Annotated in this window: 21 protein-coding genes and 1 pseudogene; 19 read left to right on the top strand and 3 right to left on the bottom strand. The window is 50.5% G+C overall.

Translation table 11 applies throughout. From position 1 onward, the window contains the following. The first annotated feature begins 5 nt into the window (after positions 1 to 5). The 16 genes and pseudogenes from HU731_RS24220 to HU731_RS24290 all read left to right on the top strand — a co-directional run bounded on the left by HU731_RS24220 (position 6) and on the right by HU731_RS24290 (position 17,452). Positions 6 to 1,358: a Wzz/FepE/Etk N-terminal domain-containing protein gene (locus tag HU731_RS24220; protein WP_186606070.1), complete on the top strand. Its 1,353-nt coding sequence runs from the start codon at positions 6 to 8 to the stop codon at positions 1,356 to 1,358. 438 nt (positions 1,359 to 1,796) lie between these two features. After that, on the top strand, positions 1,797 to 2,687 hold the full coding sequence (rfbA, locus tag HU731_RS24225; protein WP_186606072.1) for a glucose-1-phosphate thymidylyltransferase RfbA: 891 nt from the start codon (positions 1,797 to 1,799) through the stop codon (positions 2,685 to 2,687). After that, positions 2,687 to 3,232: pseudogene (gene rfbC, locus HU731_RS28640) on the top strand (dTDP-4-dehydrorhamnose 3,5-epimerase); the annotation flags it as partial. The gene rfbA and the pseudogene rfbC, both read left to right, overlap by 1 nt. Positions 3,233 to 3,265: 33 nt before the next feature. Beyond that, entirely contained in the window at positions 3,266 to 3,664 is a 399-nt protein-coding gene (locus HU731_RS28645) for a sugar 3,4-ketoisomerase (RefSeq protein ID WP_169718276.1), read from the top strand. Between the two features lie 144 nt (positions 3,665 to 3,808). Continuing rightward, positions 3,809 to 4,939 carry a DegT/DnrJ/EryC1/StrS family aminotransferase gene (locus tag HU731_RS24235; protein WP_186606076.1) on the top strand — a complete coding sequence of 377 codons (1,131 nt, stop codon included), beginning with the start codon at positions 3,809 to 3,811 and terminating at the stop codon, positions 4,937 to 4,939. Between the two features lies 1 nt (position 4,940). After that, on the top strand, positions 4,941 to 6,200 hold the full coding sequence (locus tag HU731_RS24240; protein ID WP_186606078.1) for an O-antigen translocase: 1,260 nt from the start codon (positions 4,941 to 4,943) through the stop codon (positions 6,198 to 6,200). Between the two features lie 13 nt (positions 6,201 to 6,213). Then, entirely contained in the window at positions 6,214 to 7,662 is a 1,449-nt protein-coding gene (locus tag HU731_RS24245; protein ID WP_186606080.1) for a group 1 glycosyl transferase, read from the top strand. A gap of 56 nt (positions 7,663 to 7,718) precedes the next feature. Continuing rightward, on the top strand, positions 7,719 to 8,894 hold the full coding sequence (locus tag HU731_RS24250) for a hypothetical protein (protein WP_186606083.1): 1,176 nt from the start codon (positions 7,719 to 7,721) through the stop codon (positions 8,892 to 8,894). Further along, a complete protein-coding gene (locus HU731_RS24255) occupies positions 8,869 to 9,744 on the top strand; it encodes a glycosyltransferase family protein (protein ID WP_186606085.1) in 876 nt (291 codons plus the stop codon). Before HU731_RS24250 ends, HU731_RS24255 begins: the two co-directional genes overlap by 26 nt. Then, a complete protein-coding gene (locus tag HU731_RS24260) occupies positions 9,744 to 10,433 on the top strand; it encodes an acyltransferase (RefSeq protein ID WP_186606087.1) in 690 nt (229 codons plus the stop codon). Before HU731_RS24255 ends, HU731_RS24260 begins: the two co-directional genes overlap by 1 nt. An 11-nt stretch (positions 10,434 to 10,444) precedes the next feature. Beyond that, on the top strand, positions 10,445 to 11,539 hold the full coding sequence (locus HU731_RS24265) for a glycosyltransferase family 4 protein (RefSeq protein WP_186606089.1): 1,095 nt from the start codon (positions 10,445 to 10,447) through the stop codon (positions 11,537 to 11,539). Then, complete coding sequence (locus HU731_RS24270; protein WP_186606091.1) at positions 11,529 to 12,635, top strand: DUF1972 domain-containing protein; 1,107 nt, start codon at positions 11,529 to 11,531, stop codon at positions 12,633 to 12,635. The genes HU731_RS24265 and HU731_RS24270 overlap by 11 nt, the downstream gene beginning before the upstream one ends. Before the next feature lie 2 nt (positions 12,636 to 12,637). After that, positions 12,638 to 13,648: a UDP-glucose 4-epimerase family protein gene (locus HU731_RS24275; protein WP_225931521.1), complete on the top strand. Its 1,011-nt coding sequence runs from the start codon at positions 12,638 to 12,640 to the stop codon at positions 13,646 to 13,648. After that, positions 13,641 to 14,747, top strand: coding sequence for an acyltransferase family protein (locus HU731_RS24280; protein WP_186606093.1), 1,107 nt, complete (start codon positions 13,641 to 13,643; stop codon positions 14,745 to 14,747). Before HU731_RS24275 ends, HU731_RS24280 begins: the two co-directional genes overlap by 8 nt. A 27-nt stretch (positions 14,748 to 14,774) precedes the next feature. After that, positions 14,775 to 15,335 (top strand): sugar transferase, encoded by a 561-nt coding sequence (locus HU731_RS24285; RefSeq protein ID WP_186606095.1) that lies wholly within the window; start codon positions 14,775 to 14,777, stop codon positions 15,333 to 15,335. 119 nt (positions 15,336 to 15,454) lie between these two features. Then, positions 15,455 to 17,452, top strand: coding sequence for a polysaccharide biosynthesis protein (locus HU731_RS24290; protein WP_186606097.1), 1,998 nt, complete (start codon positions 15,455 to 15,457; stop codon positions 17,450 to 17,452). Between the two features lie 113 nt (positions 17,453 to 17,565). Here the strand turns inward: HU731_RS24290 and HU731_RS24295 are convergent, their stop codons facing one another. Next, on the bottom strand, positions 17,566 to 18,054 hold the full coding sequence (locus HU731_RS24295; protein WP_186606099.1) for an acyltransferase: 489 nt from the start codon (positions 18,052 to 18,054) through the stop codon (positions 17,566 to 17,568). A gap of 370 nt (positions 18,055 to 18,424) precedes the next feature. On the opposite strand from HU731_RS24295, the gene HU731_RS24300 reads away from it, so the two are divergent. From HU731_RS24300 to HU731_RS24310, 3 genes are all read left to right on the top strand, one after another. Next, positions 18,425 to 18,757: a ComEA family DNA-binding protein gene (locus tag HU731_RS24300; RefSeq protein WP_124377029.1), complete on the top strand. Its 333-nt coding sequence runs from the start codon at positions 18,425 to 18,427 to the stop codon at positions 18,755 to 18,757. Positions 18,758 to 18,899: 142 nt separating this feature from the next. Continuing rightward, entirely contained in the window at positions 18,900 to 19,544 is a 645-nt protein-coding gene (locus HU731_RS24305) for a GntR family transcriptional regulator (protein ID WP_186606100.1), read from the top strand. A 14-nt stretch (positions 19,545 to 19,558) separates the two neighbouring features. Then, positions 19,559 to 20,407: an urea carboxylase-associated family protein gene (locus HU731_RS24310; RefSeq protein WP_186606101.1), complete on the top strand. Its 849-nt coding sequence runs from the start codon at positions 19,559 to 19,561 to the stop codon at positions 20,405 to 20,407. A gap of 8 nt (positions 20,408 to 20,415) precedes the next feature. Here HU731_RS24310 and HU731_RS24315 read toward each other — a convergent pair whose 3' ends face one another. Continuing rightward, a complete protein-coding gene (locus tag HU731_RS24315; RefSeq protein WP_003172675.1) occupies positions 20,416 to 20,583 on the bottom strand; it encodes a DUF2897 family protein in 168 nt (55 codons plus the stop codon). Between the two features lie 111 nt (positions 20,584 to 20,694). Next, complete coding sequence (gene eat / locus HU731_RS24320) at positions 20,695 to 22,059, bottom strand: ethanolamine permease (RefSeq protein WP_047710375.1); 1,365 nt, start codon at positions 22,057 to 22,059, stop codon at positions 20,695 to 20,697. Between the last annotated feature and the right edge of the window lie 269 nt (positions 22,060 to 22,328).

The following is a 22,328-nucleotide window of genomic DNA, read 5'->3' on the forward strand; positions in this document are numbered from 1 at the left end:
TTGTTGTGAGTAGTAGCTTCCGCGTTCCTTCTGTACCTCCCTCTGGCGAAGTTGATATTGCCGCAGTTTTTCAAGCTGTTTGGCAGCAGAAATTCCTTGTTTTATTTGTGTCCGTGGGGGTAACACTGGCTGCGGCAGCCTATGCCTTCACTGCGAAACCTGAATACCAAGTAAGTAGTGTGTTGCGTCCTGCGGCCATTAACGAACTGGATGCCTTGAATCGGTCGGAAGTCTACCAATTGCCGCCAGGTGATGCGCTCATCAAAGTAGGTGCGTCGTTAGAGTCCTATGAGACCCGACTCAATTTCTTCAGGGCTAACCAGGCGTTGTTCAAGCCTTTCGAGCGACCAGGGCGCACGCTTGAACAAAGCTTTGATGCCTTTAATCGCGACTCCCTCAAGTTGGTTCTGCCTGACCCGAAAAAATCTGATTCATTAAGTGCGTACATTGGGCTTGGACTCAACTACCCGAAAGGTATTGATGGCGTCAGCGTGCTTAACAAATTCGTTGATTATGCTATCGATGCCGAGCGTGAACAGATCGCCGCTGATTTGCGGGTAATTGTGAAAAATCGCCTGACCGAGCTGGAAGGGAAGATCGAAGCTGCCCGGTCCAGCTACAAGACAGACAAGGATGCGCGAATTGCGACGCTCCAAGAGGCTGATAATCTTAAGCGAGCACAGTTGCAGGACGAGTTGAAAGCCTTGCGCCAGCAGATCAAGACTGCGCGGCAAGACCGAATTGCGCAATTGGGCGAGGCAATCACGATCGCCAAATCTCTTGGCATCGAGAAACCGACGACACCGTCCGCGCTGGGTGAAAAAACGGGTGGTTCCAGCGAGAGCAGCAGCGTGATGCGAACAGAGATTAATAACCAGCAGATACCGCTGTATTTCATGGGTGTCGAAGCACTGTCGGCTGAGCGCACGGCGTTATTGCAACGCAAGTCTGATGATTTTACTGAGGGCCGAATTGCCCAGATTGCTCGTGAGTTGCAATTGCTGCAGAGCAATCGGGAAATTGAGGTGTTGAAGCAGCGTCAGAACGAAGACCTGTTTCTTTCGGGGGTCGAGCCCCTGAGGGCCGAAGTCGTACGCCTGAAAAATTTGGGCAATCTCGATATCAGCAATATGAAGCTGGTCACAATAGATCGTAAAGCGCTTGAGCCCCTCAGGCCTGTGAGCCCCAATAAAATATTGATACTGGCCATTGGAGTATTGGTGGGGGGAATCCTGGGTGTTCTAGCCGCACTGATCAGGCATTTTATCATCAGTGGTCGTCGCGCTAAACAACAAGAGGTCACGCCTGTGCTTGCTGGCGCTGCAGGTAAGTCATTGCACGAGAGGGTGATATCGTAATTGCGCCCCTCGCGCACCTAGCAAGCCATGATCGTAGAGGTCATGGCTCACTATTGACCCCGGTCTAGCTTTTACTGGGTACCTTCATTTGCGATTCAATAACAACTCATCTCCCTGTGTTTAGCCCTTGCTGTCCTCCAAGGCGTTTTTGGTCCGGCATGCGTGACCTGTATCACGTCAGAGGATGGCATATTGCCATTGATTCGATCGGCCTCTACCCCCCCCCTACAAGACTTTTCACTGTTCGTTTTGTTGATGGGGGGGAGCGCTGTATCATCACGTTCTTTGTGGCGCTCGTGAATGCTGTGTCGGGATAGGAAGGATTTGCTCTGACATGGTGTCAGATGTGGCTTGGGATGAGTCGTATTTTGTCGGTAATAATCGAGTAAACCTCTGCCCGAATGGGGGGGATCTGAACGTTAAGGATGTGTTTTAGATATGACAATGTTGAAGCGTAAGGGGATCATTCTTGCCGGAGGTGCGGGTACCCGTCTCTACCCACTGACGCTGGGAGTGTCTAAGCAAATGCTCCCCATTTATGACAAGCCGATGATTTTTTATCCGCTGTCGGTGTTGATGCTGGCAGGCATCCGTGAAATTTTGATTATCTCGACTCCCGATGACCTGCCAGGATTCAGGAAACTGCTGGGTGATGGCAGCCAGTACGGTGTGCAACTAAGTTATGCAGAGCAACCCAATCCCGATGGCTTGGCACAGGCGTTCATCATCGGCGAGGAGTTTATCGGCACAGATCCCGTATGCCTGATCCTTGGCGACAATATTTTCTACGGCCAGCATTTTTCCGACAATCTACGATCTGCCATGTCGCAGGCATCCGGCGCCACGGTCTTTGGCTATCACGTATCAGATCCAGAACGCTTTGGCGTGGTTGAGTTTGACCACACCGGGCGTGTACTCAGTATCGAAGAGAAGCCCGCCAAACCCAAGTCGAACTATGCGGTCACGGGGCTGTATTTTTACGATAACCAAGTGGTGGAGGTCGCTAAAAGTATTCGCCCCTCTTCCCGTGGTGAGCTTGAAATTACCGATGTGAACCGTGTTTATCTTGAGCAAAAAAGTTTGACTGTTGAAATGTTAGGCCGAGGCTTTGCTTGGCTGGACACTGGGACACATGAGTCACTGCTGGAAGCGAGTCAGTTTGTGCACACAATTGAGCACCGGCAGGGCTTGAAGGTGGCTTGCCTTGAAGAAATCGCTTTCAATGCCGGCTGGATCTCGCCAGAACAATTGGCGACCCAGGTGCAGCACTTGAGCAAGACGGGATACGGCCAATACCTGCAGAACCTTCTGACTGAGCATAAGAGCTGATGAAGTTTATAGAAACCAAGCTGGCCGGTGTGGTCATCATTGAGCCAAAAGTATTCGCGGATGACCGTGGATGGTTTATGGAAAGTTTCAATGAGCCGTTGTTTCATGAACAACTCGCCGAGTTTGGTCACCCCATTCCGCGCCCATTCGTGCAAGACAATCACTCCTGCTCAAAAAAGCACGTCTTAAGAGGGCTTCATTTTCAGCGTGATCCTCATGCCCAGGGCAAGTTGGTACGAGTTACCGCAGGTAGCGCCTATGACGTGGCGGTGGATATCAGAAAGGGCTCGGAAACATTTGGTCAGTGGCTAGGGGTTGAACTCTCCGCAAAAAATGGCCGGATGCTTTGGATTCCAGAAGGGTTTGCACACGGCTTTTTGGCGTTGGAGGACAATACTGAGTTTCTCTACAAGACCACAGATACCTATTCCAAGGCTTGTGAGCAATCGATCAACTGGAATGACCCCGCCATTGGCATCCAATGGCCAGTGACTGAAGGGTTGATCATCAGTCAGAAGGATGAAGAGGCACCGTTGCTCTCGGAAGTAGTGGCCTCTGTTTCGGCACTGACGGGCAATGTGACGTCGAGTGAGTTGCAAGTAATTGGAGATGATCGTGGCAGCCTGATTGCCCTGGAGCAAGGGCGCGATATTCCGTTCGACGTCAGGCGAGCCTATTATATTTTCAATACCAAGGCGGGTATCAGCAGAGGCTCGCATGCGCATTTCAGGTTGGAGCAGTACATTATCTGCTTGTCGGGCAAATGCAGAATTCTGATCGATGACGGCGTGACGCAGGAATCGATATGGCTGGATGCCCCGAATAAGGCCATTCACATCAAGAAACTGATTTGGCGCGAGATGCACGACTTCAGTGAAGATTGCGTTTTGCTGGTATTCGCAAGCAATCATTACGATGAAGGCGACTATTTGCGAAATTACGATGATTTCATGCGTGCGGTGAAACGATACGCTTGATTGAGCAAGACGCTTGATGCGATCCGGGGTTGGAAAGCCAGCCTTAAATAAGGCGGGCCCATCAAGCGGCTACAGATTGCGGGGCACAGCAACTGCTGCGCCTTCATGCACCTAATAACGAAGCACCGACGTCAGGTATTTTTGATGATTCCATTTCTCGATTTAAAATCATTGAACGCGGCTCATCGTGAAGAGCTCATTGAAGCGGCGACACGTGTCATTGATTCGGGTTGGTATATTCAAGGCGAATGCCTCAAGCGCTTCGAGGAAGAGTTCACGGCGTACACCGGTGCCCGTCACACGGTGGGGGTTGCGAACGGCCTGGATGCATTGATTTTGACCATCCGTGCGTGGAAAGAGCTGGGGAAGCTCAAAGATCACGATGAAGTGATAGTACCAGCCAATACTTACATTGCCACATTGCTGGCCATCACCGAGAACGAGCTGACGCCGGTTTTGGTTGAGCCTGACGCAGACACCTATAACGTGTGCCCCAAGAATATAGAACGAGCGTTGACTGACAAAACTCGATTGATCATGCCTGTCCACCTCTATGGGCAGTTGGCTGACATGCCCGCAATAGATGCAATTGCCAAGCGTGAGAACCTGCTGGTACTGGAAGACTCTGCTCAAGCTCACGGAGCGCAAGTGGCAGGCAAGAGTGCGGGCAATTGGGGTGATGCGTCCGGATTCAGTTTTTACCCGGGCAAGAACCTAGGGGCGTTGGGAGATGCAGGGGCCATTACCTCCAGTGATGCCGAACTGGTCAATATGATTCAGGCACTTCGAAACTATGGTTCTCATGAGAAATACAAGAATCTGGTGCAGGGCGTAAACAGCCGGCTGGACGAGATTCAGGCTGCCATGTTGAGCGTGAAGCTCAAATATTTGCAGGGTCAGATCGAGGCGCGTCGACGCGTTGCCGCTATCTACATGGCGGGAATAAAGAATCCGTTGATCAAACTGCCATTGGATTCCAGTGTTGATGTGATGAATCATATCTCGCACGTGTGGCATCTTTTTGTAGTGCGATCCGAGGTGCGAGAGGCGCTGCAGCGTCATTTGACTGAGTCAGGTGTTCAAACATTAATTCATTACCCGATACCACCTCATCAGCAACAGGCTTATGCGAAGTCGGACTTTTTCAATAAATCATTTCCTATCACAGAACGTATCCACCGGGAAGTATTAAGCTTGCCGATCAGTCCGGTGATGACCGACGCTGACGCTCAGCGTGTCGTTGAGGCCTGCAATAGCTTTTCTGTAGACGCCTGATATGACGCTGCTTCGAACTAGCTTCCTCAACGGTATTGCCGTCGTTATCAAGATGCTCACGTTGCTGGGCATTAACAAAATGCTCGCCATTTATGTAGGGCCTTCCGGGTATGCTGCGTTAGGCCAGTTTCAAAATGCTGTGCAAATGGTAACGACGTTTTCGACGGGCGCTATCAGCAATGGGGTGACTAAATACACTGCTGAATATAAAGACGATGAAGACGCACAGCGTCGGGTGTGGCGTACTGCGGGAACGATTGCATTAATCGGCTCGGTTGTAACTTCCATACTGATTGTCTGTTTCAGCAAGCCGCTGGCGGTGTGGTGTTTTAATGATGAATCTTTGTACAGCGTCTTTATCTGGTGCGCTGCGACAGTGGTATTTTTCTCGTTCAACACCTTGCTGCTCGCCATTCTCAATGGCAAAAAGGAAATCAGCCGATATATCCTGGCCAATATCGGGGGGAGTCTCCTCTCCTTACTGGTCACTATCATCATGGTCGTACAATACGGTCTCTATGGTGCATTGATCTCCCTAGTGCTCTACCAATCCATCGCCTTTTTTGTGACGTGTTTACTGTGCTATAGAACACCGTGGTTTCGGTTTTCAAATCTGCTCGGTCGGTTGGACAAGCAAATTGCCATAAATTTGACCAAGTTTACCGCCATGGCACTCACTACGGCGGCATGTGTCCCAGTCAGCCATATTTTGGTGCGGAACTATCTCGGATCAGAGTTTGGTTGGGAGACCGCTGGATATTGGGAGGCCATGTGGCGTCTCAGTACCGCCTATCTGCTGTTGGTGACAACGACGTTGGGCTTGTATTTTCTGCCTAAGTTATCAGAGCTGGTCAATCCGGAGGATATCAGGAAGGAGATCGTACAAGGCTATAAGCTGATTCTGCCTGTTGCAATGATCTGTGGCTTGGTGATTTATCTCATGAGAGACTTCATCATCGGGTTACTGTTTACCAGTGCATTCAGCCCCATGAGAGACTTCTTCGCCTGGCAGATGCTGGGCGACACGCTGAAGATCGCTAGTTGGATACTCGCCTACCTGATGCTGGGTAAGGCGATGGTTAAGATGTACATCGTTACTGAAGTGATTTTTGCGTTCGGGTTTTATCTGCTGACAATCGTGCTGACAAAGGTAGGTGGGCCGATTGGCGTAACGTGGGCTCATGCAGTTAACTACGGTTTTTACTTGGTAGTCATGTACTTTCTTATTTATAGAAAGCTAAATCAAAATAACGCTGTATGAGGTCTTTTTGCCCATGAGTCGCTTGCTATCCTCACTTCGCGATTTAATTTTAACGCAAAAAGATATCAATAAGAGTATCGAGTTGGCCGAGGCCTATGGCGCCATACTTTGGGCGGTTGATAAAGGAATCTACGATGATCCAGAACTGGAGATTTTGTTAGCCGGCCGGTGCATGAGCTTCGCTCATGAAGATGACGTTGTCGCACCTTCGAAAGATTGTATTCATATGATATCCGAGCCTTATTTGATCGGAGGGCATACCCGGCTGATGGAACAGCTTGCTACGATGCACTCGGAAAAGCCTGACCTGTTGATAACCCGCCAAAGTGATGAAGCTGCGATTGAGCGTACTCGTGTCTTTTTTAATGAGTGCAGTGTCTTAGAGTCCCGTACGCCGTTGCAAAAAATCACTGAAATTATAGAGTGCCTGAAGGCCTATAAGCGGGTGGTTTTGCATATCCATCCGGACGACATGACTACGGTCATTGCTTGCAATATTCTAAAAGGCATGACGAATGCAAAAGTCTTTTTTGTAAATCATGCCGATCATGTCTTCACTTACGGCAGTTCGGTTGCTGACGTCTATTTCGAAATCAGCACGTTTGGCCAGCAGCGGGATAAAAAGAAAAGTATTTCAGGGGCAAAGTCCTTTTTGGGCATCCCGTTGAATACTCGCTTAGTCAAAAAAGCACATCGGTTGCCTGCAAAAGGTGATGCCTTGAAATTTTTTAGCGCGGCGTCCCCCTTTAAATTCAAGCCGGTCAAACACTATGATTCAAGGCCCACGATTCATCGGGTTTTATCAGAGTTTAAAAACGCCACTTTCTGGATAGTTGGAGCTAATCCCTATACCAATATTTGGTGGTGGCCGTTAAAGCTTAAATATTGGCGGCGCTTTAGAATTTTATCGTCAGTGCCGTATGAAAGTTATCTGAAACTTCTGGAAGGCGCTGACTTTTACGTTGATAGCTATCCTACACCCGGCGGCACCGCATTTGCGGAGCAGCTCGTGAGCGGTCGTCGCTGCGTGGGTCTTCGCGCGCCGATACAAGGTTATTCGCCTGCGGACAATCTTAAAAGTAAGAACGTAGACGATTTAATGACGAGTATTCTCCAGTGTGACAATGACCCTGCGGTAATTGAGTTAGTTTACGCCGTGAATGGCTATGACGCCGTTAAGACCCGCTACCTAGCGTGTCTCTATGACGATGCGTTATGCGCTAACGAGATGGAGCACTATGTTGCATGGTCGGGGGATGTTGCTGCGTATGAGCAGGCAGAGAAAATCACCTCAGCTATTCCCCCTGTGGTAATTGCAAAGTTGATAAGTTTCGATAAGGGTTTTTTGTTGGCTGTGTTGCGTGAGTTGAGTGCAGTGCAGAAAGTTAAGATGGTGTTTAAGTTGTTAATTTTGAAGATTAAAAGTTTGGCCGGGAAGGGCGTAGGATCGGTTAAGGTATGAGGGCATTAGCGCTGTGTTTTTTTATAATATTGCTCTTGTTTTCGGATTACCTTATCTTGACCTTCCATGCGCCTGCTGTTTTTGCGGCCTGGCGCGAGGGCGCGGTACTGGTCTATATTCTGCTGACAGTGCTGATCGTGTTTTTTCAGGCCGGTACTCAGCATTCGATACCACGCAAGTATAAAGAACAGTTGCTGATATTTGCTTTTTTCCTCATGTTTTATTTGCTGTGCGGTGAGCTTACCGATGGATCATTTCGCATGTTTCGCTCCTTTGCCATGCCTATTATTTTTGCGCTGATGGTGAATGCGATATGTCGGGATTTAGAGCTTGAAGTAAAGCTGAGGTTGATGTTTTCCACGCTGGTGGCCGTGACTTTTATTTGTGGTGGTTATGCCGTTTATCAATATCTCACTATCACTGATGCTGAGCAGTTCTGGTATTGGCCGCTGCTAACGGAAAAAGGATTTGAATTGGAAGCGTACAACTCCATGAGGGAGGGGAGTGCCAGGATGTCCGGGTTCTTTACCGGTACCCTTGAATTCAATGCCTTTGTTTTGAATACTGCACTATTTGCCAGTTGTTTGCTCGTGCAGGCAATCAGGAAACGAAAGTACACCTTAAGTTTCATCGGGTATGTGCTGGTCGCTGCTTTTTCGACGCTGGTAATTTGTTACGGCTCAGTCAGAACTGCCGTTATCGGAATGGTATCTGCGATATTCTTTTTGATCGTATTACAGTTGTTCAAGCGGAAACGGCTTATTAGCGCGTTGGGCTACAGCTATTTCGTGATGTTTACAAGTTCCATATTTCTGTACCTGGCCTTGGGGTACACCGATGATTTATCCGCCTTGGACCGCGTAAGGCAGTGGTACGTGGTTCTCGAATCATTGGGCTCCATGCCGTTGGGCCTGGGCTTCGGTGCCATAGGACCTGGTCAGGCACACTGGTATGATTCGTTGTGGTTGAATCTTCTGGCTTCCGCCGGCTATCTTGGGTTAGCCATTATGATCGGCCTGATCCTTTTTTACGCCAAGATCGTCGCGGTGACGCAGCAGTTACGTGCAGGAGGAAGTGCGTTTATGACTGGCGTCGCTGACTATTTAGTGATCAGCTACCCATTTTTCCTTAGCAGTTTCTTCTTCCAGTCCTACACCAATAGTGTCGTATTGTATCTATTTGTGCTGGTTATAGTGGTGGTAATGTATGACTCAAAATATCGTAAAATCTAAGCTTTCGATATTGATTGTTCTTTATAAGCGGCATTATAAGGATTCGTCTGCTATAACAACATTGCTGGAGAGCGCCAGCTATTTTTTTGAAAAAGGCATTGAAGTCGATTTTTTTGTGTGGAATAACACGCCACAGTGTTCGCCCCGTTTGGTCAGGGAAGGGTTGACTTGGCTGGAAGGTAATAATGAAGGGTTGTCTCATATCTATAATCGTGTTGCCGCTCAGGCGTTTGCAGCCGGTGCGACACATTTCATGATTTCAGATGATGATACTGATTATTCTGCGGAGAATTATGTTAACGAGATTGCCAGTGCAATTGAATTTGAAGCGGAGTCGTCACCTGATGCTTTTGGTGTAATTCTGCCAAAGATTTACTCAGGGGCAAAACTGGTGAGCCCAGGGGAGCGTTTCTGGTTTTTCGGTCGCTTGTTACCAGGCGTAGAGAGTGGCATAAACGCTTCTGCTAATAAGCTTGCGATCAACAGTGGAGTAATATTCACTAAAGCGTGTTATGTGCGAATGACGCCACTCTTTGATGAGCGCCTTAAGTTTTATGCTACGGATACCGAGTTCTTCGTGAGGTATGAGACGTATTACCCGCAATTTTACGTATTGGGTACATCGCTACAACATGATCTTTCTGAGCACACGTCCGATAACGCCGAGCGTGCTGTTTTTCGGTTCCAGGAAATGATTCGTGGTTTTCGGGTGATCTTTGAGCGTAAAAATTACTTGTTTCGTCTAATCATGGAGGCTTATTTGTTAATTTCTTCCTTGAGGAAAAGTGTTTCGTATAAAGAGGCTGAATTTCTTTGTTCATATATTTCATCTTTTAGAGAGAGAAAATAATGTTGATAGAGTTGGTTGAGTTTCTTTCTTTGAAAATCAGGAAGCGAGGCATCAAGCTCGATAGGCGAATTCCCGATAGTTATCTCTTTGATTTCGTTCTGTCTAAAGCGTTTATGGTCATAAATGGCTTCATGAAATTCAGGCGTCTTTCGGTCATCCTAGTAGGCAAGCGCGTTACCGTAAAGGCACGCTCATTGATCTTCGGAGGCAAAGGCCTCGTGATTGATGAGGGATGCTTTATCGACGCTTTGGCAGTCAAGGGCATTACCTTGGGGCGCGGGGTTTCCTTGAAGAAAAATGTTATTATCGAATGCACGGGGAGTCTGACCAAATTAGGTGAGGGGCTTTCGATCGGTAACAATGTTGGCATCGGCAGCGGCAGCTTCTTGGGCTGCGCAGGTGGTATAACTATAGGCGATGACACGATCATAGGTAACTATGTGTCGTTCCATTCGGAGAATCATAATTTTGCTGATCCTGCAATCCCTATCCGTCTTCAAGGGGTAAACAACACAGGCATCCATATTGGTAGTAATTGCTGGATTGGTGCCAAAGTGACCGTGCTGGATGGTGTCTTCCTCGAGGATGGTTGTGTGGTCGCGGCTGGAGCAGTTTTGAAGGCTGGACGATACGCCTCAAACTCAATTTATGCGGGCGTCCCTGCGAAGCGAATAAAAGAACGTAGCTAAAAGGATGTGTAGTGAAAAAAATTATATTTTTTCATTTGCTGAATGATTATAGCGGGAGTCCAAAAGTTCTCTCTCAGGTGATTGAAGCTGTATCGAAGAAAGGTGTTCAGGCCGAGTTGTTTTTGGGCGGGAGAGGGAGCGCCGGCTTTCTTTCTTCGGCACCTTGCGTCCAGCGGCGCTACTTTTACAAGCGATTTGATAATAAGTTTTTAACACTGATAAGTTATAGCTTTTCGCAATTGGTGCTGTTTTTTAAATTGTTGAAGTACAGGCGGTCCACGGCAGTTTTCTATGTTAATACGTTACTGCCTTTTGGTGCGGCGTTGGCAGGAAAGCTGCTGGGGATCAAGGTTGTTTATCATATTCACGAAACATCGATACGGCCATTGCCTTTAAAGGTATTTTTGCGTTTGATAGTTGAGAAGTGCTCAAGCGTTAATATATTTGTTTCGCACTTTCTTGCGCGCACGGAAGGCTTTGCCACGATTGCAAGCAGTGTTGTTTATAATGCGATTCCCCCGGAAATGAACCGTATCGCCGAGCGTCATGTTTATCAACCCACGCCAGATGGAAGGTTTGGTGTGCTGATGATTTGTTCTTTGAAAGCTTACAAGGGTGTTAATGAATTTGTAAAGATTGCTCGTTTGTTAAGCGCGCATCCGGTCTTTAAATTTACTCTGATTCTCGGGGCCACTGAAAATGAGGTGACCGAATTTTTTTCGAGTACAGTCATTCCCGACAATCTAACTATTGTCCCCGGTTGCGCAGACGTGGTGCCTTATTACCAAAAGGCAAGTGTTTTACTCAGCCTTTCGAAGCCGACTGAATGGGTTGAAACCTTTGGCTTGACGATTCTTGAGGGACTTTCATTTGGCATTCCATGCATCGTTCCCCCTGTAGGAGGACCCGTTGAACTAGTGTCCTCAGACTCTGAGGGGTACTTAATGGCTTCTGATCGAGTCGAAGATATTGCTGCCAAACTGGTATTTCTCCAAGAAAACCCGGATGTTTGTTACCGCCTATCTGAAGCGGCGAGGGTGAAGTCACTTAGTTTCTCAAGTGAACAATTTGAAAGTGGTGTGCTCGGGGTGTTTGATGGGATTTAAATTTGCAGTCATTGGCACGGTTGGCCTTCCCGCACAATACGGTGGGTGGGAAACGCTGTCAGAGCAACTGGTGACCTACCTGGATCGTGAGTACGAGATTTCGGTGTATTGCAGCTCGAAATCCTATGTGTCTCAACCGAAGAAGTACGGAAATGCTGATTTGATTTATATACCGTTGAAGGCCAATGGTGTGCAAAGCATTCCCTATGACATAGTCAGCATGTTGCATGCTTATCGAAAAAATGATGTGCTGGTAATTCTGGGGGTTTCCGGTTGTATTGCTCTTCCATTCATCAAAATGCTGACGAAGAAAAAGATCGTCGTCAATATTGATGGCTATGAATGGAAGCGGGCAAAGTGGTCTCCTCTGGCCAAGAAATTCTTGAAATTTTCTGAGGCTGTGGCAGTCAAGTATTCTGACGCCGTGGTCACTGATAATCAGGTTCTTCAAGACTATGTGCGTAGTGAGTACGGTCGAGAAAGTACCCTTATTGCCTATGGTGGTGATCAGGCCAAAACTCGTGCATTGACTGACGAAGATCGGGCACGCTATCCGTTTCTACAAAATCCCTATGCGTTTTCTGTCTGCAGGATTGAACCTGAAAATAATATCCATATTGTTGTCGAAGCCTTCCACACCAGCGGACTTCCCCTGGTCATCGTCGGCAATTGGAAGCAGAGTGAATATGGCAAGGCGCTCCAGGATAAATACTCAGGCGCAGAGAACCTCCACCTGCTGGACCCCATCTACAACGGTGATGAACTGAGCCCGTTGCGCAGCAATGCCACTATTTATATTCACGGTCACAGTGCAGGTGGAACCAACCCGTCCCTGGTGGAGGCAATGTGGTTGAGCCTGCCGATCATCGCATTCGATGTGTCGTTCAACCGTGCATCTACCGAGGACGGTGCCAAGTTCTTCGCTTCCAGTGAGTCGCTTATAGATCATGCGTCCATGCTATTCGCTGACGAAGCGGCGCGGGCAGAGCTGAGTAAAAAAATGCATGAGATTGCAGTTCGTCGTTATCGTTGGGAAGGGGTATCTTCTCAATACGATAAATTATTCAAACAACTGCTGTCATCCGATAGGGCTTGATCATGTCCGATGGTTTGAGTGGCACCCCAATTTCTCAAATGCCGAAGATTCTTCTAACCGGCGGTACAGGTTTTGTAGGGCGCCCCCTGCTTGAGGCCTTGGTCAATGCCAACTACCCAGTTATCAACGTGACGCGAAAACATGCGGCCACTGTGCTCCCAGGTGTTCAGCATTGCATTATCTCATCGCTGTCAGAGGACAACGACTGGCGTGTCGCATTGCAGGGAGTGGAAGTTGTAATCCACTCCGCGGGTCGTGCTCACATCATGAACGAAACGCATAGCAATCCGTTGCAGGCCTTTCGACAGGTGAACGTTGATGCCACGCTCAATCTTGCCCGGCAGGCCGCGCAAGCTGGTATTAAGCGGTTCATCTATATCAGCTCTGTCAAAGTCAACGGTGAGGAGACCGACGGCCGCCGTGCTTTCAAGTCTTCGGATGCCCCCGCACCGCTTGACGATTATGGCGTGTCCAAGCTCGAGGCCGAGCAGGCATTGATGGCGCTGGCGGAGAAAACCTCAATGGACGTGGTAATCATCAGGCCTGTGTTGGTGTACGGCCCGGGTGTAAAGGCAAACTTTGAAAAGATGTTAGCTACCGTTAGCAAAGGCCTTCCTTTGCCACTGCGTACAATTAATAATCGTCGGAGTCTGGTGTTTATCGATAATTTGATCGATTTGATTTGCGTGTGCATTCATCACCCCAAGGCAGCTAATCGCGTCTTTCTGGTCAGTGATGGTGAAGACTTATCGATAGGCCAGATCCTGGAAAAGCTTGCTGTGGCGATGAACAAAAAGTCCCGCATATTTGCGTTCCCGCAGTCTCTCTTGGGGCTGGCCGCATCGGTGGTGGGTAAGAAAGAATTTTTTCAACGCCTGTGTGGGTCGCTTCAAGTAGATATTACGGATACGCAAGAACTTCTGGGCTGGGTGCCGCCTGTCAGCGTTGATGACGCTTTTGCTATTACAGCTCGTTATTATCAAGATGAGCAAAATGGAATTTCCCATGGCTAATCTAGAAGAGAGTCTCAACGACAGGCAGAATAACTTCAATTTTATCCGCATGGTTGCGGCTTTTTTTGTTTTGGTTTCTCATGCTTATCCGCTTTCACGTGGGGGCGGTGAGGTCGAGCCGCTGGTAGCTCAACTTGGTATCTCGCTTGGAGGGCTAGGCGTATTTACCTTTTTTTGTATTTCTGGATTTTTTATATCGCTGAGTTATCAGCGATCAAAAAATGCGGTTCATTTTGTCGTTGCGAGATTTTTACGGCTGTATCCAGCGCTGCTGGTGGTGCTGGTTTTAAGCGCCTGTGTCATAGGCCCGATTTTTTCAACTCTGAACGCCCATGATTATTTCTCCTCACCGGAGGTCTATAGTTATGTGACGGCCAACTTGAAATTGAAGAGTATTCAGTTCCAGTTGCCTGGCTTGTTCCAGGACAATCCATACCCGGGGATCAATGGGTCGTTGTGGACGCTGTATTATGAAGTCTTGCTGTACGCCTTGGTTTTGGTGCTGGGGATCTTGGGTCTTTTGAAAAGGCTACGCCGTATTTCAGCGTTTTTTGTGGTGTACTTCTTATTTTATTTTGCATTTAAATTTTTGCTACAGGCGGAACTTATCAGTCCAGGTTTCCAGACGCGTACATGGGTGCAGTGGAGTTTCGCATTCGTGGTAGGTATGCTGCTTTATGCATACAGGTTCAATATTCGCCTAGATTATCGTATAGTCGGCACCTGTTGGTTAGTGACGCTTTTCTTATACGCGTCGCCTGTTTTTGTTGAGGCTTTTGTGGCGGCCTGGAGTTACTCAGTATTTTGGGTTGCCTTCAACACGCAATGGTTTGCTCGTCAGTTTAATCGGTTGGGAGACTATTCTTATGGCCTTTATATCTACGCCTTTCCAACACAAGAGATTTTAGCGCACGTCTGGAAGGGTATATCGCCAGTGACGATGATCCTGGTGGCTTTGCCACTAGCGCTTATTCCCGCCGTACTTTCCTGGCACTTTATTGAGCATCCTTGTATTTTGCGTAAAAAGGTAATCGCCGAGCGATTGTCTCAATCACTCGCCAACGTGGCGAGAATGGTTACTCAATACTCAACTCGATAGCTCTGAATTTAAAGGTTGGTGTTCAACATGAAGCGTTTTTTTGATCTTTTGCTGAGCTTTTTTGCATTGCTCATACTCCTCATCCCGATTGTACTTGTTACCGTCGCGGTAAAATTGACGTCAAAAGGACCTGCTCTGTATTGGTCCGATCGGGTAGGGAGGAATAATGCTGTCTTCAAGATGCCAAAGTTTCGCTCAATGCGCACAGGAACCCCAGCGGTCGCCACGCATTTGCTGCAGGACCCGGCTCAGTACCTTACGCCGATTGGAAATTTCCTAAGAAAGTCCAGCCTGGATGAGTTGCCTCAGTTGTGGAGCATCATTGCGGGTGACATGAGTTTTGTCGGGCCTAGGCCGGCGCTTTTCAACCAGGCAGATCTTATTGCCTTGCGTACCGAACAAGGCGTACATCTCATCCGACCGGGTCTCACGGGCTGGGCGCAGGTGAACGGACGGGACGAGTTGCCGATACCGGTTAAGGTTGGCTATGATGCCTATTACGCGAAAAATATGGGCTTGTTTTTCGATCTGAAAATCCTGTTTTTGACAGCTTTAAAGGTCCTCAAGCGCGATGGCGTTTCCCATTGAAGCTGTAGGACGTATATGGCTGGCTTGTTCAGGCAGGCACCGTACAGTGTGTTTTTTGTTCTGCGTTTATTGCGCGGTCGACAAGAATTTTGATCTAACGCAAGGACCGTAGGTGAATCATGATTAACCGGTTGCGCACTTGGCTATTGAAACTGCCTCGTCACAAGAAACGACTGATACAGGTAGTTGCGGACGTTGTCCTGGTTTTTCTGGCGTTGTGGATGGCGTTTGTTGTTCGCCTCGGCATTGATGAGATGATCAACCCGGTCAAAATGCATCTTTGGCTCTTCTTGGCTGCACCGGTGGTGGCTATTCCGCTTTTCATTCGATTTGGTATGTATCGTGCTGTCATGCGCTATTTTGGCAATGATGCACTGGTAGCGATTATCAAAGCTGTCAGTCTTTCATCACTGATTCTAGGTGTCGTGGTCTATTGGTATAGCAACCATCAAAATGTCGTGCCCCGCTCAATCATCTTCAACTATTGGTGGTTAAGCTTGATCATGGTCGGCGGTTTGCGCTTGATCATGCGCCAGTACTTTTTGGGCGATTGGTTTGCGGCGGCACAGCATGTGCCTTTTACCAGCCGTGAAGACGGCCTTCCACGTGTCGCGATCTATGGTGCCGGTGCGGCGGGCAATCAACTGGTCGCGGCACTGCGCATGGGGCGCGTTATGCGGCCAGTGGCATTCATCGATGACGATACCACTATCTCCGATCGTGTCATTTCCGGGCTTCAAGTCTATAAGTCCAAGCATATCCAGCGCATGATCGATGTCACGGGAGCGCAGGAAGTTCTCTTGGCCATTCCATCGTCAAGCCGTGGGCGGCGCCGTGAGATTCTTGGTTTTCTGGAGGGCTTCCCACTCCACGTTCGCAGCGTTCCCGGTTTCATGGACCTCGCCAGCGGTCGAGTCAAAGTTGACGATATTCAAGAAGTCGATATCGCTGACTTGCTCGGCCGTGATTCGGTGCCTGCCCAAGATGAGCTGCTCGAGCACTGTATCAAAGGGCTGAATGTGCTTGTAACCGGTGCGGGCGGGTCAATTGGTTCTGAGCTGTGCCGGCAAATTCTCGAGCTCAAGCCTATGACCCTGCTGTTGTTCGAGCACAGTGAGTTCAATCTCTACAGCATTCTTTCTGAGCTTGAACAGCGTATTACCCGGAATTCATTGCCGGTCAAGTTACTCCCGATATTGGGGTCCGTGCGTGATCAGGCAAAGTTGCTTGATGTGATGAAGACCTGGCGTGTCGACACGGTTTACCACGCGGCGGCATATAAGCATGTACCCATTGTCGAGCACAACATTGCAGAAGGTGTGTTGAATAATGTTATTGGCACACTGAACACCGCCCAAGCGGCACTTCAGGCTGGCGCATCGAATTTTGTCCTGATCTCGACGGATAAGGCTGTTCGACCAACCAATGTCATGGGTAGCACCAAGCGTCTGGCTGAACTCACCCTTCAAGCTTTGAGTCGTGAGCTTGCCCCCGTGCTGTTCGGTGACAAGTCCAATGTCTCCCGGGTGAATAAAACCCGCTTCACGATGGTGAGATTCGGCAATGTCCTGGGCTCTTCCGGCTCAGTAATCCCGTTGTTCCACAAGCAGATCAAATCTGGCGGTCCGTTAACGGTTACCCACCCGAAAATAACCCGCTACTTCATGACCATTCCCGAAGCGGCGCAACTGGTCATACAAGCTGGGTCCATGGGCCTTGGAGGGGATGTGTTCGTCCTCGACATGGGCGAACCCGTGAAGATTGTCGAGCTGGCCGAAAAGATGATTCATCTGTCCGGGTTGAGTGTGCGTTCTGACAAGAACCCTCACGGTGACATCGCTATCGAGTTCTCGGGCTTGCGTCCTGGTGAAAAACTGTACGAGGAGTTATTGATCGGTGACAACGTGGTGGCAACGCAGCATCCAATGATCATGAGCGCCAACGAGGATCATTTGCCTTGGGAGACGCTAAAGGACAAGTTGACGGAATTGCTCACAGCAGTTGAGCAGGATGACTATAGCCGTGTTCGCCAACTGTTACGTGACACTGTCAGTGGCTATACTCCGGATGGTGAGATTGTTGATTGGATCTACCAACAACGGCGCCTTGAACCGTGAATTAAATATTCATGTTGGGGCTGGCATGGTAGTTAGTATGTCGAGCCTTCGATTACTTGTTTGCTAGTAATAAGCCGGTCGTTGACCGGCTTATGAGTCACAAGAGTGAAGCGCTAAACTTTTTTTTTGGCGTGGGCGCTTATTATTTTTGCCGGGTTACCTACAACGGTTGCATTGGCAGGCACCGACCGGGTCACTACAGCCCCAGCGCCCACCATTGCATTTTCACCGATCTCTAAACCAGGCAAAATGGTGCAATTGGCACCCAAGGACGCACCTTTACCTACTACAGTGCGATCGAAGCGTTCAGGATAGACCTTGCTTCTCGGGTATATATCATTGGTGAACGTGACATTCGGGCCAATAAATACGTCATCGGAAATTGTTATACCGTCCCAGATTTGTACACCGCACTTGATCGTAACGCGATCTCCAATAGTAACGTCGTTTTCAATGAAGACGTGGTCGCAGACATTACAATCTGTTCCTATTTTTGCGTTGGGCAAGATATGCGTAAACGCCCAAATTCTCGAGCCTTTGCCAATGTGTGCCGATTCACACAATGCATGAGAGTGTACGAAGTAGTCTTTGGAGTCGCTCATTTTTGCTCTATCTGCCTTGGGCTTAAAGTTTAATAGTTTCTCGGAAAGGCAAACGATTTTCCATTTTTTTCGGTGTGTTTTTTATTTGACGGACGGTTGGCGTGGTACACCGCACATCGAAAGCCATGCGACGCGCTTCATTCGTGAATTTTTCGGCTCATTTACTGGTTTGATCAGCGGCTTTGGAGACGGCTTTTTCTGCCGAAAGCGTCGCGCCATCCAATTGGAAATGGCTTCTTTGTGTTTGAGGGAGTGGTTAAACACACTCTGTAACCGACTCGCTTTTGACTCTCTCCCAGCATCATCTAATTTTGAAAAGCAGCTTCGGAAAAGCTGCTTTTTCTCTTACCGATGTCATGGAGCGTCACCAATGCAAAACCTCTACCTCTCATCCCTCATCTTCGCCTTCCTCACCAGCCTCTCCGTCGCCACCACCGCTGCGCCGTCCATCAAGCCGGAACCCCCAACCCCCATCTCCACCCAGATGACCAAGGCCGAGCAATCCACCAAGGTCAACCTCAACGCCGCCGACGCCGAAACCCTGCGTCGCGATCTGTTTGGCATTGGTGCTTCCAAGGCGAAGGCAATCATCGCCTATCGCGAGAGCAACGGCCCTTTCACGGCGGTGGATGAGTTACTGGAAGTGAAAGGTATCGGCAAGGCATTGCTGGAAAAGAATCGCGACAGGCTGGTTATTAATTAAGGGTGTGAAAACAGCGCGGAGGGCCGGTCGTACACCGGCCTTTCCTTTAACTAACGGACCTTGCGATTCCACTCTCAGGCAGCGTTGGCACGAAACGTGGTTACCTCTTCCTCAGTGATTGTTCAACAATCTCGAGGTAACGATGCCACTCACCCTATCCTTAGCCGACCAGATCGCCCTGGAGCTGCGCGCCGATATCATCGGCGGCCGGCTGTTACCAGGTATGCCGCTGATCGAGGCCGACCTGGTCAAAGCCTACAACGCATCCCGCAATACGATTCGCGAGGCGCTGCATCGTCTGGGCCAGGAGGGCCTTACTCGCTATGTCCGCAACAAGGGCGTCATGGTTCGGCGCTTGGAGCGAGCAGAAGTACGCGACCTCTTCGTCGTCCGTCGCACCCTGGAGTTGCAGGCGATTGCGCAAAGCGGGCCGCTGACGGACGCTCAATCGACGCTTATGCGAAACGCCATCGACGCCACCACTCTGGCCCGGGAGCGCGAAGATTGGCGAGCCGTAGCCACTCACAGTCTTATGTTTCACCAGCAGATCGTCGCGTTGATGGGCAGCCCGTTGTTCGACGAGTTCTTCGCCCAGGTAATAGCCCAGCTGCGTCTGGCGTTCTGCGCCGCGCCGGATGAGCAGCGGTTCCAGTCACCCTGGCTGGAGCGTGACCATGAGATATACACATTGCTAACCCGCAACCAAACCCAGGCCGCCAGCGAGGCGATGAGTCTGTACCTGGATGACTCGGAACGCCTTTCTCTCGCCTTGTTTGATCAACCTTGATGGAGGAGTGCCCCATGTACAAAGACTATCCCGCCGCGTATCAGGTCAGCAAAGGTTCGGCGTTGCAGGTGGATACGGCGTTTTATGAGCGTATTCGTGATCAGAAAGGCCAGCGTACGTTGATCGAACAGTTTGAGGTGCCGATTCGGACGGGGAGGGCGTGGAAGGTGCCGGCTGGGCATGTGTTCCGTGTGACCACACCTGTGGGGCCGCAGGTGGGGGACTTTAATGTCTGGAACGCCAACGACCCACGCGAACGCTTGTGGGCCGCGCGCACTCGGCAGCTGCAAGGTGCCCATGTCAGCACCCATGATCGGTTGTGGTCGAACCTGCCTTTTCTAAGACCCTTGGTCACGATCACCGATGACAGCCTGGCCAGCTACGGCATTGATGAACACGGTGGGCGTTTGCACGATTTGTTGGGCACGCGGTGCGACCCCTATGTGAACCGTATGCTGACCGGGGAGGACTTTCATCACCATTGCCACTCGAACCTGACCCGTGCGGTATTGCCCCACGGGCTGACGGAATTCGATGTGCATGACGTGTTGAATATTTTCCAGTGCACGGGTCTCAATCACGATGACATGTATTTTATGAAGGCCTGTCCGGCGCAGAAGGGTGATTACCTGGAGTTCTTTGCCGAGATTGATTTGCTGTGTGCGTTGTCGACGTGCCCGGGTGGGGATTTGTCGTTGCCGATGTGGGGGCCGGAGGCGCAGGACCCGTTGACGGTGTGTCGTCCGTTGGGCGTCGAGATCTACAAGCTGGAGGATGACTTGCTCAATGGCTGGAGCCAACCGGAACGTGCTGCCTATAAAGGGCAGCACGGCTTGCATATTGCCAAGGCGGATTGGGAATAACCCAATATTCAGCGATCCTGCGCATCCTTGGCATCTGCCTGGGCATTGCGCTCGGCTACGCGTTTACGTTGTTCGTCGGTGAGTTCCACCTTGTTGGCGCTGTCACGCAGCATCATCAGGCCACCGACGATCGATCCGATCGCTACTACCATAATCAACCATGCATACCACGGCATAAGACGCTCCTTGAAGCAGAGGGTCGTGGGAGAATTTTCCCACGGTAATCACTGCTTTGAGTGACGGGCTTTCTGAGTAGTTCAGTGTAGGCCCGTTCTGCCTCATAGGCGCTATTGTCCGGTCAACATCGCATCTGCCGGTGCATCGACGCGGTCTTGTGCGGTCATCTGGAAGTAGATGAAACCCACCGCCATAAAACCCAGGAAGATCAGCCCGATCAAGGCATTGAACCAGGCCATCGCCACCAGGCACACCAGCGCCAGTACCAGCGCGATACCCGGCACGATGGGGTAGCCTGGTGCGCGGAAGGTGCGTTCCAGCAGTGGTTCGGTCTTACGCAGTTTGAACAGGCTGAGCATGCTCATGATGTACATGACGATGGCACCGAACACCGCCATGGTGATCATCGCGGCGGTCAGGGTCATGCCGCCCAGGTTGATCAGGCCGTCGCTGTAGATGGCGGCGATACCCACCACGCCGCCGGCGAGGATGGCTCGGTGCGGCGTCTGGAAGCGTGAGAGTTTGGCCAGGAAGGACGGCAGGTAACCGGCACGGGCCAGGGCGAAGAACTGGCGCGAGTAGCCGAGGATGATGCCGTGGAAGCTCGCCACCAGGCCGAACAGGCCAATCCATACCAGCATGTGCAACCAGCCGGAGCTGTCGCCCACCACGGTCTTCATCGCCTGGGGCAGTGGGTCGTTGATGTTCGACAGGGTGCGCCAGTCGCCTACGCCACCGGCGAAGAACATCACGCCCATGGCCAGGATCACCAGGGTGAGGATGCCGCTGATGTAGGCTTTTGGAATCGTGCGTTTGGGGTCCTTGGCTTCTTCGGCAGCCATGGCGGCGCCTTCGATGGCGAGGAAGAACCAGATGGCGAAGGGGATGGCGGCAAACATCCCGGCAATCGCCGGGGCACCGAAGGTGTCGGAACCGGCCCAGCCGTTCAGGGCGAAGTGGCTGAAGCTGAAGGCCGGGGCGACCACGCCCATGAACACCAGCAGTTCGGCGACGGCGAGCACGCAGACCACCAACTCGAAGGTGGCGGCGAGTTTCACCCCGAGGATGTTCAGGCCCATGAACACGATGTAGGCGCCGACGGCGGCGTGCTTGGGGTCGAGTGCCGGGAACTGCACGTTCAGGTACGCGCCAATGGCCAAGGCAATCGCGGGCGGGGCGAAGACGAACTCGATCAAGGTGGCCAGGCCGGCAATCAAGCCGCCTTTTTCGCCAAAAGCGCGTCGGCTGTAGGCAAACGGCCCACCAGCGTGGGGAATCGCGGTGGTCAGTTCGGTGAAGCTGAAGATAAAGCAGGTGTACATCGCAGCGACCATCAACGAGGTCACCAGAAAGCCCAGGGTACCGGCGACGCCCCAGCCGTAGCTCCAGCCGAAATACTCACCGGAGATCACCAGCCCCACGGCAATGCCCCAGAGATGCAAGGTACCCAAGGTGGGTTTGAGTTGTGTGTTCATTGTGCTGCGCTCCCTGAACCGTTGGAAATGATTCAGCGTGTTGCAGCAGGCGTGCCATGCCAGGGGGCTAGGTCGTAAAGCCGTGCCCGTGTCGCTTGGAGGATGCTTTAGTGTTTGAAATTTTTCGATGCGCACCAGTCAGGTGCGCCCGCCCCGTGGATTCACCTGCCAGCACCTGACGGTGGTGCATGGGTTGGTCCTCGACCTGGTCGTAGTCAAGGCGGTGTGAGGCGGCCCATTTACGCTTGCTTACGAATGCTGGTCAGCCT

Origin of the sequence: Pseudomonas salmasensis, assembly GCF_014268375.2 — a bacterium.
Taxonomy (GTDB): domain Bacteria; phylum Pseudomonadota; class Gammaproteobacteria; order Pseudomonadales; family Pseudomonadaceae; genus Aquipseudomonas; species Aquipseudomonas salmasensis.